14 protein-coding genes are annotated in these 15,900 nt (G+C 42.7%); 11 read left to right on the top strand and 3 right to left on the bottom strand.

Annotation, left to right across the window (positions count from 1 at the left end; translation table 11 throughout):
* Positions 1–37: 37 nt before the first annotated feature.
* The gene (locus MTTB_RS08000; protein ID WP_248564470.1) at positions 38–889 is read right to left on the bottom strand and encodes a LysR family transcriptional regulator; all 852 of its coding nucleotides are present in this window, start codon (positions 887–889) and stop codon (positions 38–40) included.
* 102 nt (positions 890–991) lie between these two features.
* Between MTTB_RS08000 and hxlB the strand changes: the two genes are divergently transcribed.
* The gene (gene hxlB, locus MTTB_RS07995) at positions 992–1,576 is read left to right on the top strand and encodes a 6-phospho-3-hexuloisomerase (protein ID WP_248565322.1); all 585 of its coding nucleotides are present in this window, start codon (positions 992–994) and stop codon (positions 1,574–1,576) included.
* A 64-nt stretch (positions 1,577–1,640) separates the two neighbouring features.
* Here hxlB and fdhD read toward each other — a convergent pair whose 3' ends face one another.
* Positions 1,641–2,390: a formate dehydrogenase accessory sulfurtransferase FdhD gene (fdhD, locus tag MTTB_RS07990; protein WP_248564469.1), complete on the bottom strand. Its 750-nt coding sequence runs from the start codon at positions 2,388–2,390 to the stop codon at positions 1,641–1,643.
* A gap of 90 nt (positions 2,391–2,480) precedes the next feature.
* Between fdhD and nuoE the strand changes: the two genes are divergently transcribed.
* The 9 genes from nuoE (at position 2,481) to MTTB_RS07945 (ending at position 14,243) form a co-directional block, all read left to right on the top strand.
* Positions 2,481–2,942 carry an NADH-quinone oxidoreductase subunit NuoE gene (gene nuoE, locus MTTB_RS07985; protein WP_248564468.1) on the top strand — a complete coding sequence of 154 codons (462 nt, stop codon included), beginning with the start codon at positions 2,481–2,483 and terminating at the stop codon, positions 2,940–2,942.
* Positions 2,939–4,771 carry an NADH-ubiquinone oxidoreductase-F iron-sulfur binding region domain-containing protein gene (locus MTTB_RS07980; protein ID WP_248564467.1) on the top strand — a complete coding sequence of 611 codons (1,833 nt, stop codon included), beginning with the start codon at positions 2,939–2,941 and terminating at the stop codon, positions 4,769–4,771. Before nuoE ends, MTTB_RS07980 begins: the two co-directional genes overlap by 4 nt.
* Positions 4,772–4,881: 110 nt before the next feature.
* Complete coding sequence (locus MTTB_RS07975) at positions 4,882–7,260, top strand: OB-fold nucleic acid binding domain-containing protein (protein ID WP_248564466.1); 2,379 nt, start codon at positions 4,882–4,884, stop codon at positions 7,258–7,260.
* 2 nt (positions 7,261–7,262) lie between these two features.
* The gene (gene radA / locus MTTB_RS07970; RefSeq protein ID WP_248565321.1) at positions 7,263–8,198 is read left to right on the top strand and encodes a DNA repair and recombination protein RadA; all 936 of its coding nucleotides are present in this window, start codon (positions 7,263–7,265) and stop codon (positions 8,196–8,198) included.
* A 65-nt stretch (positions 8,199–8,263) separates the two neighbouring features.
* Entirely contained in the window at positions 8,264–9,166 is a 903-nt protein-coding gene (locus tag MTTB_RS07965) for an AEC family transporter (RefSeq protein WP_282570358.1), read from the top strand.
* Positions 9,167–9,385: 219 nt separating this feature from the next.
* A complete protein-coding gene (locus tag MTTB_RS07960; protein WP_248564465.1) occupies positions 9,386–11,362 on the top strand; it encodes a CoB--CoM heterodisulfide reductase iron-sulfur subunit A family protein in 1,977 nt (658 codons plus the stop codon).
* Positions 11,363–11,402: 40 nt separating this feature from the next.
* Positions 11,403–12,077, top strand: a complete 675-nt coding sequence (locus MTTB_RS07955) for a DUF169 domain-containing protein (RefSeq protein WP_248564464.1) — start codon at positions 11,403–11,405, stop codon at positions 12,075–12,077.
* A gap of 186 nt (positions 12,078–12,263) precedes the next feature.
* A complete protein-coding gene (glyA, locus tag MTTB_RS07950; RefSeq protein WP_248564463.1) occupies positions 12,264–13,535 on the top strand; it encodes a serine hydroxymethyltransferase in 1,272 nt (423 codons plus the stop codon).
* A gap of 15 nt (positions 13,536–13,550) precedes the next feature.
* Entirely contained in the window at positions 13,551–14,243 is a 693-nt protein-coding gene (locus MTTB_RS07945; RefSeq protein WP_248564462.1) for a dihydromethanopterin reductase (acceptor), read from the top strand.
* On the opposite strand, the gene MTTB_RS07940 is transcribed toward MTTB_RS07945, so the two are convergent.
* Positions 14,234–14,596 carry a DUF192 domain-containing protein gene (locus MTTB_RS07940; protein ID WP_248564461.1) on the bottom strand — a complete coding sequence of 121 codons (363 nt, stop codon included), beginning with the start codon at positions 14,594–14,596 and terminating at the stop codon, positions 14,234–14,236. The genes MTTB_RS07945 and MTTB_RS07940 overlap by 10 nt on opposite strands.
* 94 nt (positions 14,597–14,690) lie before the next feature.
* Between MTTB_RS07940 and MTTB_RS07935 the strand changes: the two genes are divergently transcribed.
* Positions 14,691–15,896, top strand: coding sequence for a methionine adenosyltransferase (locus MTTB_RS07935; RefSeq protein ID WP_248564460.1), 1,206 nt, complete (start codon positions 14,691–14,693; stop codon positions 15,894–15,896).
* The last annotated feature ends 4 nt before the right edge of the window (positions 15,897–15,900 follow it).

The raw sequence follows: 15,900 nt of genomic DNA, 5'->3' as shown, positions 1-15,900 counted from the left end.
GGTATTTGGTTGTTGGTTATATTAATCTTTCACTTTGTTAGTTGATTTTTTCAAATCCTTCTTTTTGGATTGTGGATTGTCCTTTGTTGGATATGAAGTCTATGAAGTCTTTTATGCGTTCGTTGAATGGTATTATGCTTATCACGTGTCTTGTTTCATCCTTTAGTATGTTGTTTCCTGGGAATTTGCTCGCGTTTAGGAAGGTGTAAAGTTTTGGGTTATCTTGGACTATCTGGAATGCTTCAAAGGGTGATTTAACCTTTTTTGTGATCTTAAATTTTATGCTGTTTTCTCTTAATATTCTCCAGGCTAGTCTTTGTGAGGAGTTTTCTACGGCGACGAAGTTGGCATTGTTAAGTTCTTTGATGTTTTGGATTTTGTCTCCGGGTATGAGTGTTAGGTGGTCGTAGGCGATTGGTATGAAGTCTAGGTTGTTCCTGAATGCTATGAGTGGATCGTCTAGGGCTATTAGGTCTAATCTGCATTTTTTTGAGAGGTGGAATGCTTCATCGTCGCTGCAAGTGTATAGTGCCGCGTCTAATCCATAGGCTTCAATTAGCGCCCTTATAAGCTGTGAGGATATGTAACCTGCTGCTATCAGGATCCTTTCACTCTCTTTTAGGAGGTTTCTGTATTCATGGTATTTTTTAAGGGTCCTGGCACCTTCTGGTGTGAGTTCAGAACCGCTTTTACTACTTTTAACTAACTTGAATCCTAGTTTATCCTCAAATTTTAGTATGCGCCTATTAAATACTTGGACTGTTATACCAACTTTTTTTGCCGCTTTTCTCTGGGAGCATGTTCTTGAAATCCATTCTAGCATTTGGAGTAATTTGTGGTCTAATTCAACACCATCTATGGAAATCCCAATAATTGGTTTTTCTTTCATACTAATCATAGGATTATAAAATTTTTTATAATGGATTTAAACCAAATCTTATAAATGTAATTAGAGATTTTATCCTATAAAAAAGGGGGTAGGGTGCGAAGGTTGATAATAAAAGAAGCTATCAAGTTAATCACTAAAAATATCCAGGAAGTTTCAGAGAGTATAAATGAAAAAACCATAGAAAGATTGATTGAAGTCTTAACATCCTCTAAGAGGATATTTGTGATCGGATTGGGACGTTCAGGGCTGGTGGCAAAGGCCTTTGCAATGAGGCTAATGCACCTGGGCATGAATGTATTCGTGGTTGGAGAAACCATAACCCCAGCCATAAAAGAGGATGATTGTCTAATAGCGATTTCAGGGTCGGGGGAGACAAGTTACATCATAAAAGCGGCTAATATAGCCAAGGATAGAGGTTCGAAGGTGGTTGCCATAACATCATATCCAAAATCATCCCTTTCAGAGATCGCGGATCTTACCGTAACCATAAAAGGGAGAACTAAAATAGATGGCGAACAAAATTATATAAAAAGACAGATGAAGGGTGAACATCACTCAAAAGCACCCCTAGGGACGCTATTCGAGGTGTCGGCTCTAGTATTCCTAGATGGGCTAATAGCAGAGCTAATGGATAAATTAAATAAAAGAGAAGAAGACATGAAAGAAATGCATGACGTTTTCGAATGAAAACCCCCACACAATTTTGGGATGATCGGGGGAGTTAGTTATCCTTGTGTTAGGATTATCCAGCTCAGATCTTTATCCTCTCAGGGTGGGTGTAAATATTAAATCGTCCATCCCTTACAAATCCTACCATGGTAAGACCAGCATCCACCGCAACCCTGTAACCTGAATATGTTGGAGCAGCATTTGAAGCTATTATAGGTATACCCACCCTTGCAACTTTTATGAGCATGTCAGCCGGCATGCGACCACTATAAACTATAAAAGTTTCTGTAAAATCAACCATATCAAGGGCACCTGCCCCTATTATCTTATCCACTGCAACATGACGGCTCACATCCTCCGCCAGGATGAACTTATCCGCGCCTACAAGGGCGGCCACATGGGCCCCGCCGGTCATCTGCCATAATCTCGCCCCTTTCACTAGCCTATCAAAAGCCCTAAAAAGTTCATCACTTGTGATGCTAAATGTAGAATTGACTTTTTTTACAGATTCTATTTTAGATCTCCACCCGCCCAGACTGTCTGATCCTATAACAGATTCCCTGGCTATGGTTTCATCCTTTAGGTTTATTTCCACGTTTATGGTCTCCCCATTTATGTCTAAAAGTTTTATATCGGATAGTGTGTCGATTAAACCTTCACCTAGGAGGTATCCTATTGTAAACTCTCTCAAACTGCTCGGAGTGACATATAAACGCCTTGAAAGCACCCCATTTATTATAAGATGGATCTCTGAATCTTTAACCATTCTTTCCTTGACTTTAACAGGTTTCCCATCAACCTTAAAAGCGATAACATTCTTATATAATCGCATATAACATCCTCTCCCCTAAGGTATTATATGGTGCTAAGAGAATAAAATTTTGATAGGAGCTGGTCTTTGTTCGCTACTGGGAGGTTATTAATGCAAAAATTGAAAGAGATATTAAAAGCCCACCCTGGTAAAAGGGAGGATATCATCCCATTACTCCAGGACATCCAAGAAGAGTATGGGTACTTACCAGAGAACGTCCTAAGGGAACTTTCAAAGTCCACCAGGGTTAGTGAGGGTCAAATTTATGGTATTGCAACATTCTATGCGCAATTCAGATTCAAACCAAAGGGTAGGAAACATGTGACAGTCTGCACAGGCACAGCATGTCACGTAAAAGGCTCTGACCAGATAATAGACACCATAAAAAGACACCTCAAAATAGAGGAGGGTGAAACCACCCCAGACCATGAATACTCCCTAGAAGCTGTAGGGTGCATCGGCTGCTGCTCACTCGCACCATGCGCCATGATAAACGAAAAAGTAATATCAAGGATAAAACCGAGACAAATAAAAAGATTACTCCCAAAAAAGGGTCATAGAGTGTCAACATGAACTTTGAAAAACTCGTCCAGAAAGCGAAAAAAGAATACTATTCAATATTCCAAGGAGAACCACCAGCCATCCTCATAGGCTCGGCCACATGCGGCATATCAGCAGGGGCGGATGAAATCAGAAAAGTAATAGAAGATGAGATAACCAGAGAAAACATTAAAGCGAGGATAATACCCGTCGGATGCATAGGATCATGCTATGCAGAGCCTATCATAGGAATATTCAAAGACAACAGAGAAGGAGTATTCTATGGTCCAGTGAACAAAAACCTCACGAGGAAAATCATCAAAAAGAACATCATAGGGGATGAAATAGTTAAGGAGAACATCCTAGGCACAATATGGGTAAGAGAAACGGGAACAGGGGGTAGTTTTTTCGAATCTGATTTTATGAGGTCACAATCCCGTCAAATACTCAGAAGGTGCGGTCTCATAAACCCAGAGGATATAAACCATTACCTTGCAACAGGAGGCTACACAGGCCTTTTGAAAACTCTTGAAATGGGAGCTGATGAAATCATAGACGCCATTAAAAGATCAGGCTTGCGTGGAAGAGGAGGGGCGGGCTTCCCAACATGGCTAAAATGGGACTTGTGCAGACAATCAGATTCCCAGGAGAGATATATTATATGTAACGCTGATGAAGGAGACCCAGGCGCCTTCATGAATCGTTCACTCCTTGAAGGCGACCCGCACTCTGTACTTGAGGGAATACTAATAGGAGCCCATACAATCAAAGCCAAAAAGGCATACATTTACTGCAGAGCCGAATACCCAGCCGCCTTAGAAAAACTAGAGAAGGCAATAGAGGACTTGGATAAAATAGGCCTCCCAGACATTGAGATAATCATAAAGAGGGGTGCTGGCGCCTTCGTCTGTGGTGAGGAGACAGCTCTCATAGCATCAATTGAAGGCCGAAGGGGCATGCCAAGGACAAGACCACCATTCCCCACAACAAAGGGCCTATGGGGCAAGCCCACAGTAATCAATAACGTGGAAACATTCGCAGCCATCTCATTAATATTTCAAAAAGGTGTCGAACAGTTCAGTTCAATGGGCACAGAATCAAGTAAAGGCACTAAAACATTTTCACTTGTAGGAGATGTTAAAAGAACGGGCCTCATAGAAGTGCCCCTTGGCACAACCCTCAAGGAGGTCATATTTGATATAGGGGGTGGTATAAAAGATGGGGGGAATTTAAAGGCTGTGCAGATTGGGGGGCCATCAGGGGGTTGTCTTCCAGTTTCAATGGTGGATACTGAAATTGATTATGATTCGCTCACTTCAGCGGGGGCTATCATGGGATCGGGTGGACTTGTAGTATTATCAGATGATACTTGTATGGTTGAAATTGCACGCTATTTTCTTGAATTTACACAAAGGGAATCATGTGGTAAATGTGTGCCTTGTCGTCTGGGAACCCAACAGATGCTCTTAATCCTGGATGATATACTCCAGGGGAAGGGGAGCCCAGGGGATGTTGAAACACTCCATGAGGTTGCCGAGGCTGTTAAGGCGGCTTCGCTTTGCGGACTCGGTCAGACGGCGCCGAATCCTGTTCTCACCACCCTTAAATATTTCAGGGAAGAATACGTTGAGCATATTAGGGGAAGGTGCCCGGTGGCATATTGTAGGGAGTTGATGCATTACTTCATTGACGGGGGACGGTGTACAGGGTGCATGGCATGTTTAAAGGCTTGTCCAAATAATGCTATTGTTGGGGTGAAAGATGAAGTACATTTTATAGACCAGGGGAAATGTTTGAAATGCGGTTCTTGTATGGATGTTTGTAAAGAGGGTGCAATATTAAAGGTGCCAGGTCCTGGTTAGGATAAACTTATATATTATCTTGTTATTAATTTTTATTATAATAGTTTTCACATGCTCTCTCACCAATTTTATTAGGTTGGAGAACGATTATATTTTATTGAGGGACAGCGATGAAAAGGGAAATATTAGACGAATATGAGAAAATAAAAGATAAAATTTCAAAGGAAGAGTTCCTAAAACAACTTGAGGAAAGAAAAAAAGAATACGATGTAGGTTTCATGGATGATGTTGACATAGCCCATATGATAGTGGGCGAATACTTAAACCAAGAAAACAAACCATTATCAGAAAGAGAATATAAGATCGCTGATATAGCGGAGATGGAAGGAGCTGATAGGAACCTTAAAATTATAGGTAGAGTCCTCAGAATATCCAATATAAGGAGCTTCATTAACCGGGCCGGGAAAGAAGGGAAAGTAGCGAATGTCCTATTAGCAGATGAAACCAGGAAGATAAGGGCAGTATTCTGGACACCAAATATAAAGTTACTCAAAAAATTCAAAGAGGGGGACATAATCCAAATAGAAGGCTTCCAAGTGAGAGGGGGGTTCGCTGGCAGAAAAGAAATACACCTACAACCCCGCGCCACAATAAGGGTATTAGACCCAGAAGATCACCCAAACATCCCAGAATACAGGGAAGAAATAACACCCATAGCAGATATCAGAGAAGAAGACGAAGAAGTCAACATCATAGCGAGGATAACACGCATATCAAGGATAAGGACCTTCGAAAGGAATGGTAGAGAAGGCAAAGTAGCATCAATGGAACTAAAAGACGAAACAGGGAAGATAACCTACACACTCTGGAACAGGGACACAGAACTTATAAAAAACCTCCCCTTGAAGGAGGGTGACGCCATAAAAGTACTAGGCGCCCAGACAAGAAAAAGGGAAGGAGAAGTTTACCTGACACACCATGGACTTACAAGGATTATAAAGGGCGACTTCAAAGTCCCAGAGGTGGAGGAGAAACTATTAAAGATAGGAGACCTCCACGAGAAAAGAGACGTGAACGTGATCGGCCTCGTTACAAAAGTCCATGATAAAATAAACTTTGAAAGAGCTGATGGGACAACAGGCTCCCTAAGATCCCTCGAGATAATGGATGATACTGGAGCCACTAGAGTAACACTATGGCATGAGGACGCGGACCTAGACATAAAAAAGGGTGATATAATAAAAATAGAAGGAGGGAACGTTGAATTTGACAATTATACATCATCCCATCGTATAAACACAAACTGGAACACTAGGATAATCATAAACCCTGAAGAGGACACAAGACTCATAAAAGTCCTAAAAGAGTACAGGGAACATCTAAAACCCGCGAAGATATCCTCAATATTAGAAATGGAGGAAGAAGGCGAGGAAGTTGATGTGGTCGGCCGCATATTATCCTTAGGAGACCCAAGGGAGTTTCAAAGGGAGGATGGTGTGGGTATACTCCGGAGTATGGAGTTGGCAGATGATACAGGTGTCATAAGAGTCACATTATGGGATGAGAAAGCAACCACCTCATTAAATGTAGGGGATGCTATAAAAATAGAGAATGCAAGAATCCGCATAGGCTTATATGACATCGAGCTGAGTGCGGGTAAAACCGCAAGGATAATGAAACCATCCCCAGAGGACATGGAGGAACTCCCAAGCATGGAAGAGCTTGAGGATATCATCTACACCACCAAGAAAATCGATGAGATAGAAGAGGATGACAGAAAAATAAAAGTTATCGGCAGGATAATCGACCTTTACGAGCCCAGGGAGTTTCAAAGGGAGGATGGTGTGGGTATACTCCGGAGTATGGAGTTGGCAGATGATACAGGTGTCATAAGAGTCACATTATGGGATGAGAAAGCAGAAACACCCCTCAACATAGGGGATGCTGTGAAGATAGAAAACCCCAGTGTAAGATATAGGAACGAGAACATTGAACTTAGCCTGGGCCGGAATTCCCAGATAGAAGTTATCAAAGGCGAAGTTGAAGATTTACCCAGTTTCGAGGAAATAGAGGAGATGGTCTACCCATATAAGAATATAAGAGACCTTGATGAGGAATCAGAGAATGTGAAAATCTCGGGGGAGTTAACAGACCTCTATGGTGACAGGATAATATCATATCGTTGTCCAAGTTGTAATACACGCCTTGAAGTTGGTGATGAAAACATATGCAATGTTTGTTGCGAGGCAATAGATGAACCACGCCACTTACTCATAATACCGGCTCGTATCACCGATGAGACTGGAGAGATAAGGATAACATTCTTTGGAAGAGAAGCCGAAAAATTGCTCGGAATGAAAACAGAAGAAGTAGTGAATGTTATTAAAAAGACAGGCGATGAAGGAGCTTTACATGATAAGGTTGAGGATCTTGATGGTGTGCATGTGACTGTAATAGGGAATGCGAACTTTGATGAATATAATGGGGAATTAAGATTCAGTCCGAAAAAGATTGTTGATATCAATTTTAAAATCAAAAAAGGAGAATGAAAATGGTTGAACTCGAGGATCTCCCAAATGTAGGGTCCAAGACGGCTCAAAAGCTTAGAGAAGCAGGATTTGGGGACATGATGCGTCTTGCAACAGCCACGGCCAAGGAATTATCCGTTAAAGCGGATATAGGTGAAGGGGTGGCTGAGAAGATAATAGAAGCAGCTAGAAAAGCCGAGAAGATAGACTTTGAAACAGCGCTTGATGTAATGGAAAGGCGTAAAGACATTGGAAGGATAACCACGGGTAGCAAGGCGTTAGATGAGCTTATAGGCGGTGGAATAGAAACACAGGCCATAACAGAGGTGTTCGGAGAATACGGGTCTGGTAAGAGCCAATTAGCCCATGAACTCGTTGTTACAGTCCAACTACCCGAGGATAGGGGTGGTTTAAATGGTGAGGCAGTATTTATAGACACGGAGAACACGTTCAGACCGGAAAGGGTTGAACAGATAGCTAACGCCTTCGAACTTAACATCGAGGAGGTCATGGAGAAGATATACATTGCAAGGGCTTTTAATTCAAGTCATCAGATTCTCATGGCTGAGAAGGTGAATGAGTTAATCCAGGAGGGTAAGGATATAAGACTTGTCATAGTGGATTCGCTCACATCCCATTTCAGGGCGGAATATGTGGGGAGAGAATCCCTTGCAACAAGACAACAAAAGTTAAACCAGCACTTGCATACATTACAGAATATTGCCAATACTTACAATGCAGCCATCTTCGTAACCAATCAGGTCCAGGCTCGACCTGATGCTTTCTTCGGGAGCCCGACAAAGGCCATAGGAGGTCACGTGCTTGGACACGCGGCAACTTACCGTATATGGTTGAAGAAGGGGTTAGCTGGCAAGAGGATAGCGAGGCTAGTTGACAGCCCACACCTACCAGAGGGTGAGTGCGTCTTTAAAATAACCAATGATGGTATAGTAGACTAAACCACCCCCCAATATTATCTTTTTTTGGTGGTATCCTATGACTTAAATATTTATTGTGATAGTCTATGAATTCCTTTGAGACTGTGCTTTCAATAATTTTGATGGTTTTACTGGGCTATATCACGAAGACCCTGGGTGTTCTCAGTGAAGAGGATGCTTATTCTCTTAATAGGGTGGTTGTGAATATCGCTATACCATCTTTGATCTTTAACGCGATTTATAATTCGAAGATTTCAACTATCACGGCCCTTTTGAAGATGCCTTTTGTTTCTGTGATGGTTAGTCTTTTAATTGGTGTGATGGTGTTTTCCTGGACTAGAATAGCATATTATAATAAGAGGCGGGCTTGGAGTATAATATTGCCAGCTGCCATGGTCAATTCGGGTTTCATGGGCTACCCTGTAGTCTTGGGGGTTTTTGGGGATGCTGGTCTTTTAAGGGCGATATTATATGATATGGGGTCTGTGTTCGTCTTTTTAGCCATGGGGGTCCTGTTATCATTCATCTTTGGTAATGATTATAGGAGGATTCTTAGGAGGACGTTGTTTTTCCCCCCATTGTGGGCTCTTTTCTTGGGAGTGGCGTTTAATGCCCTTAGTTTGCCCCTTGGACTCATATCACATATTATAGATTATCTTTCAAGGGCGGCCGTACCCCTTATAATGATCTCCTTGGGGTTGTCATTAGATTTTAAGGTTATAAGGTCTTCATTGAAGGATGCTGCGATAGTAAGCACCTTTAGACTTCTAATATCACCATTTTTAGCTGCTCTAATTGTAACATTATTCCTATTTTCAGGGTTGGAAAAATCTGTTGCGATTATAGAAGCCGCAATGCCATCCGCCATGCTTAGCATGGTCTTATCCATTGAAAACGACCTTGATATCAGTTTAACCGCTGCTTGTGTATTTATGAGCACAACACTCAGTCTTATAAGCCTGCCACTGATAATAGGCCTTATCGGATGAAACCACCCCACTGAATTCGGGCTTTTCTAATCCACAAGCCCATCTACTATAATCTCTGACATGTCACCTTCTTGTGGGGGCTATGCTGGAGGGAATACAACCTGAGGGTCATCATATATAAATTTTACTTAAATACACTAATAGAAACTTTTATTTATAACTGTGATAGATTTTACATCATCTTATAGTTATATCCAGATTATAAGAAAGGTGGTTTAATTGGCAGAAGAAAAAAAGGAAGAAATGGAAGAACCACGAATTGGCGTCTACGTTTGCCACTGTGGAGTGAACATAGCCGGAGTATTAGACATTGACGAGGTAAGAGACTATGCAGCAACACTCCCCAACGTAGTAGTCGCAAAAGACTACAAATACTACTGTTCAGACCCAGGACAACTGGAAATCCAAGAAGACATAAAAGAACACAACCTAAACAGGGTTATAGTCGCCGCATGTTCACCCAGACTCCACGAACCCACATTCAGAAGATGTGTGGAAGAAGCAGGCCTTAACCCCTTCCTATTCGAATTCGCAAACATAAGGGAACAGAACACATGGGTCCACATGCACGAACCAGAAGCCGCAACAGAAAAAGCCAAGGACCTAATAAGGATGGCAGTCGCCAAGGCAAGACTACTAGAACCACTAGAAGCATCAAAAGTCAGCGTCGAAGACAAAGCATTAGTCATAGGAGGAGGAGTGGCAGGTATACAAGCCGCACTAGACCTCGCCGACATGGGATTCAAAACATACCTCGTAGAGAGAAGACCCAGTATTGGAGGTCGAATGGCCCAACTAGACAAGACATTCCCAACCCTGGACTGTTCAATGTGTATCCTCTCACCAAAGATGGTGGATGTGGGTAAACACGACAACATAGAACTCATAACCTATGCAGAGGTCAAACAAGTGGACGGTTACATTGGAAACTTCAAAGTAAAAGTCGAAAAGAAACCAAGATACATTATCGAAGAAGAATGTGTAGGCTGCGGCACCTGCGTGGAAGTATGTCCAATTGAAATGCCAAACTATTTCGATGAAGGCATTGGAATGACCAAAGCCGTCTACATACCATTCCCACAGGCAGTCCCATTATGCGCCACCATAAACAAGGACTACTGTATAGAATGTAACCTATGTGACGAGGTCTGTGAAAGAGGCGCTGTAAACCACGACCAAGAACCCGAGGAAATAGAACTAGAAGTAGGCACAATCATAGTAGCAACAGGCTACGACCCATATGATCCAACAGAGAAGCTAGAATACGGTTACGGCAAATACACCAATGTAATAACCGGTATAGAACTTGAAAGGCTGATCAACGCATCCGGGCCCACAGAAGGTAAAGTACTCAAACCATCAGATGGTAAAAAACCGAAGAGGATCGCGTTCCTACACTGTGTCGGTTCAAGGGACGAACAGATCGGAAAACCATACTGTTCAAGGGTCTGCTGCATGTACATCATGAAGAACGCTCAACTAATAAAAGACAAGGTTCCAGAAACCGAAATAGTATGCTACTACATGGATATCCGAGCATTTGGTAAAGGATTCGAAGAATTCTACAAACGATCACAAGAACAATATGGTATAAAATTCATCAGAGGAAGAGCAGCTGAGATAATAGAAAACCCAGACCTCACATTAACGGTAAGAGCAGAGGACACCCTACTCGGCAAAACAACAGAATACACATATGACATGGTCGTCCTAGGCGTCGGATTAACACCACCAGAAGGAATCGAAGACCTCAGAAAGACCATCGGATTATCAAAGTCAGCCGATGGGTTCCTAATGGAAGCACACCCAAAACTAAGACCAGTTGACACCCTAACAGATGGAGTATACCTAGCAGGCGTATCACAGGGTCCAAAGGACATACCAGACTCAGTAGCACAATCCTCCGGTGCAGCGGCCCGAGCAGCCATACCAATGGTCAAAGGAGAAGTGGAAATCGAACCGATAGTGGCTGTCACAGACCTAGACGTCTGCGGCGGATGCCAAGTATGCGTAGAATTATGCCCATTCGGTGCCATTGAAATAAAAGACGACCAAGCAAACGTAAACATTGCATTGTGTAAAGGCTGCGGAACATGTGTAGCCGCATGCCCATCAGGTGCAATGGACCAACAACACTTCAGGACAAAACAGATAATGGCACAAATCGAAGCAGCATTCAAAGAACCGGCAAAATAACCCCCAACACAATTTACTTTTTTTATGGGGGGCTCCTATTTTGAATAAAGAAACCTCGGAAAAATTCACAAGATTATTAAACCTGGAAAAGGAACCAGTCGCAATCGCATGGTCGGTTAAAGAACCAGAAGACATACCCAGAGAAAAGGGAAAATCCCGTTTTTGCGAGAAAATAGATAAGGCACTTGAAGGGGAAGTCTTCTATTCAACAGCAGAGGAAGAAGAATGCTTTGGAGGTGCAAGATACTCTGGTATGAAGGACCCCAAGGAATTCCCAAAGAACATGAGAACAGGGGCATTCCTAGTCGCCATGGGAATCCATGATAGCATACAATCAGTCCAGAGGTCATGGCAAAAAAACATGGCAATAGAACCCGGAATATTCTCCAGCATCCTATTCGCACCCTTATCCAAGGCAAAATTCACACCAGATGTAATAGTCATCATATGTAATGGCAAACAGGCAATGGAATTATTACACGCCAACGCATATGATAGTATCTCAGATGCACTCGGCGCCGATGTCGGGCCCATCTGCAGTACCATGGGCGCCCGCCCATACCTCACAGGACAAGTAACATATGGTTTCGCAGATGTGGGATCAAGAAGGCACATGAAAAACCTCAAAGACGAAGATGTGATGGTCAGCATACCATACCAGCACGCTAAGAGGATCATCCACAACCTGGAAGAAATGAAAAGGCTTAGAGGATAAACTTTCACAGAATTATCTTTCTTTAACTGGCATTTAAACAATTTTATAGATAACACTCGGCGGTTTTTTCTATTTTTAATGGGACAAATACTATAAAAACCTAAACTATAATAGTGTATGAGAGTCCCCCAACTCTTAATATGTGGGGATGAAATTTTCTTGTATAAACTGTGAGGGAGATAAGCCATGGTAGATAATCGAATTTACGCTGAGAAGATCCGGAATTTCATGAAAGACCATAATAAGTGGATGGAGGATAGTATCAATCTGATTGCCAGTGAGAATATTACAAGTTCGCGAGTTAAAGAAGCTCTAACCTCTGACCTCTCCCATAGATATGCGGAGGGCTTGCCAGGTAAACGGTTCTATGAAGGCTGTTATTATATAGATAAAATTGAAGAATTGGCAATAGATTTATGCAAAAAACTTTTCAACGCGGAACATGCAAATGTACAACCCACATCTGGTGTGGTGGCGAACCTCGCATCATTCTTCGCACTTACAAGTGTAGGGGACACCATAATGGCATTAGAGATCCCCTATGGGGGTCATTTGTCCCATGCAAATGTGAGCGCGGCTGGTGTGAGGGGGTTAAGGATCCAGGCCCACCCATTTGACGTGGAGAGGATGAACATTGACCCTGAGAAGATGAAAAAAAGGATTATCGAATTAAAACCTAGACTGATAATCTTAGGTGGGAGTCTTTTCTTGTTCCCGCATCCTATAGAAGAGGCAAGGGAGGCTGCTGATGAAGTGGGCGCCAGTATAATGTATGACGGGGCTCACGTATTAGGTTTGATCGCTGGTAAACGTTTCCAGGATCCTCTGAAGGAGGGGGCTGATGTTCTAGTAGGCAGCACACATAAGACTTTCCCAGGGCCACAGGGTGGTATAATCTTATGTGGTCGGGAGCTGGCAGAAAGAATAGACGAGGCGGTATTCCCTGGGCTTGTGAGTAACCATCACTTGCATCATGTTGCCGGTCTTGGGATCACTGCAGCTGAAATGTTAGAATTTGGAGAGGCCTATGCAAAGGACACCATAAGGAATGCTAAAAAACTCGCTGAAAGCCTCTATGAGTTGGGGTTTAATGTTCTATGTGAGGATTTTGGATTCACGGAATCCCATCAGCTTGTGATGGATGTTTCAGATATTGGGAGGGCTGTTGAGATCGCTAAAAGGCTTGAAGATAACAATATCATATTGAACAAGAATCTGCTCCCATGGGATGATGTTAACAGGTCAAATGACCCTTCGGGTATACGTATAGGCACCCAAGAAGTTACAAGGCGTGGCATGAAGGAGTCAGAGATGGGCGAGATAGCAGAATATATAAAAAGGGTGATCATAGATAAAAAGGATGTGAAGGAGGAAGTTTCAGAGTTCATGTCCGATTATACGAGGGTCCATTACGCATTTGAAGAGTCAGAAGCCTATAAGTACCTGGACATTATCTGATGGGATGGATCTAGGATGAGGATAGCATGGGCGTTCACGGGAGCCGGACATTTACTCCTTGAAAGCGTCGAAGAACTTGAAAAACTTGCAAGGGAGCATAAGGTCACGATAATGGTCTCAAGGGCCGCTGAAGAAGTTCTGAGAATGTATGGCCTTTTTGAACGTGTTAAGAAATTAGAGGGAGGATACTATAGAGAATTAGTACTAGAAAGGGATGAGGGTTTCAGTTTTCCCATAACTGGAAGATTATCCCTTGGCCGTTATGACCTGCTTATAGTGTCACCTGCAACTGCAAATACGGTAGCCAAGATAGTTCATGGGATAGCGGACACCCTCGTCACAAATGCGGTTGCACAAGCCGGTAAAGGCAAAGTTAGGACGATAATATTACCAGTGGATTTGGAAGAGGGTGAAGTCGAGACTGTGATACCCTCTAAGTTGGAGTTAAGTATTTGCAGAAGGTGTGAAACATGTAATGCTGCTGCGGCTTGTCCACAGGATGCGATAATACCGGGGGTGGAAATACAACTTCTAAAATGTATAGGATGTGGGAATTGTCAGAGGGTTTGCCCTTATGGGGCTGTATCAGGTGGGAGTATTATAACACTCCATATGAGGAGTGTGGATGTGGAGAATACGAGGCGCCTCGAGAGTATAGAGGGTGTCCAGGTTATCAAAGAACCAAAGGAATTTTGGGATCACTTGTAGAATTCGATGATATCCCCTATCCTCGTCCCGGAATCTGCTATCCTCCCCCTTGGAAGTTCTATTATATATTTTGCAGGTTTTTTTGGTATGTATATCTGCCATGGTTTTAGTGTGGCCAGGTCCACAACCCTTTTCTCTGAATCTAGGAATATAACATCTAATGGTATTCTCATGAAGAACATGTGAATACTTGAACCACCACACCCCCTACCATCTGGCATCTCTAATAAGAGACCCCCTTTTATATCTTTTTTGAACATTAGGCCTTTGAATCTTGAAATGAACGTGTCTGCGATTTTCACATTACCAAGGCATTCATTTCTGGTCTTGTTCAAAACTTTCAATAGGGTCACCCTACCTCCCAGATTATAATATTATTTATATTATCAATTCAAAAAATCATATCTATCATAATAATTATTTTCATAGACTCGGGAGGTTACCATTGTGAGGAACATAATTGTAGAACCACTTAGACAGCCGTCAATCGAAGAGCAAAAAATAGAAATAGTCGAAAGGAAGGGTATAGGACACCCTGATAGTATAAGTGATGGTATAGCAGAGTCTGTTAGCAGAGCGCTTTGCAATGCTTATCTGGAACATTTTGGGGCTATTATGCACCATAACACTGATGAGGTTCAGATAACAGCAGGCGAGTCAGCGCCAAAATTTGGTGGCGGTGAAATACTGAGACCAATAAGCATACTCTTAACGGGCCGGGGCATCTCAGAAGTTGATAATGAAAAGATAGGACTTGACTGTATAGCGATAGGAGCAGCGAAGGAGTACTTGAAGGAGAATATAAGAAACCTTGATGTTGAAACATGCACTGTAGTAGAATGCAAGATAGGCCACGGCTCCGGCGAACTGAGGGATGTGTTCGCGAGGAGGGATAGCGCCCCATTATCAAATGACACATCATTTGGGGTTGGATTCGCCCCATTCTCAGAGACAGAAACTATAGTACTTGAAACTGAGAGGCTGCTAAATTCTAGAAAGTTCAAAAGAAAATATCCAGCAGTCGGTGAAGACGTGAAGGTCATGGGCTTAAGGGAAGAGGACAAAATAACCTTAACAGTCGCGGTTGCCATGATCGACAAACACATAGCAGACCTTGAAGAGTACATAGAGGTTAAAAACATCCTAGAAGAGAAAATCCTAGATCTTAGCAGAAGATACACTGAGAGGAGTGTTGAAGTGTTCATAAACACGGCTGACAGATATGATGAGGAAAAACCATCAGTTTATATAACAGTCACGGGAACATCAGCCGAGATGGGAGATGACGGCTCAGCAGGGCGCGGTAACAGGGCGAACGGGCTCATAACACCCAACAGGCCAATGTCGATGGAGGCCACATCTGGTAAAAACCCAATAAACCATGTGGGTAAAATATATAACCTACTAGCTAATCAGATGGCCTCAGATATCATAGGAGAAGTGGAGGGTGTTAAACAGGTCCATATAATGATCCTGAGCCAGATAGGCAAGCCAATCAACCAACCAAAGACTGCAACGTCCCAGGTACTCCTCGAGGAGGGTTACAGGATAGAAGACGTCGAAGGGGATATCTCAGGGATAATGGATGAATGGCTTGAGAATATAGGGGCCATAACAGACATGCTGATAAAAGGGAAACTTAAAACGTTCTAATTTT

It is taken from the genome of Methanothermobacter tenebrarum (genome assembly GCF_023167465.1).
Classification (GTDB): Archaea; Methanobacteriota; Methanobacteria; order Methanobacteriales; family DSM-23052; genus Methanothermobacter_A; species Methanothermobacter_A tenebrarum.
This window is presented reverse-complemented; position numbering and strand designations above follow the sequence as displayed.

What these genes read in the sequence shown, in the direction of transcription:
- MTTB_RS08000 (WP_248564470.1), bottom strand. Translation starts at nt 889, where the DNA reads ATGAAAGAAAAACCAATTATTGGGATTTCCATAGATGGTGTTGAATTA.
- fdhD (WP_248564469.1), bottom strand. Translation starts at nt 2,390, where the DNA reads ATGCGATTATATAAGAATGTTATCGCTTTTAAGGTTGATGGGAAACCT.
- nuoE (WP_248564468.1), top strand. Translation starts at nt 2,481, where the DNA reads ATGCAAAAATTGAAAGAGATATTAAAAGCCCACCCTGGTAAAAGGGAG.
- MTTB_RS07980 (WP_248564467.1), top strand. Translation starts at nt 2,939, where the DNA reads ATGAACTTTGAAAAACTCGTCCAGAAAGCGAAAAAAGAATACTATTCA.
- MTTB_RS07975 (WP_248564466.1), top strand. Translation starts at nt 4,882, where the DNA reads ATGAAAAGGGAAATATTAGACGAATATGAGAAAATAAAAGATAAAATT.
- radA (WP_248565321.1), top strand. Translation starts at nt 7,263, where the DNA reads ATGGTTGAACTCGAGGATCTCCCAAATGTAGGGTCCAAGACGGCTCAA.
- MTTB_RS07965 (WP_282570358.1), top strand. Translation starts at nt 8,264, where the DNA reads ATGAATTCCTTTGAGACTGTGCTTTCAATAATTTTGATGGTTTTACTG.
- glyA (WP_248564463.1), top strand. Translation starts at nt 12,264, where the DNA reads ATGGTAGATAATCGAATTTACGCTGAGAAGATCCGGAATTTCATGAAA.
- MTTB_RS07945 (WP_248564462.1), top strand. Translation starts at nt 13,551, where the DNA reads ATGAGGATAGCATGGGCGTTCACGGGAGCCGGACATTTACTCCTTGAA.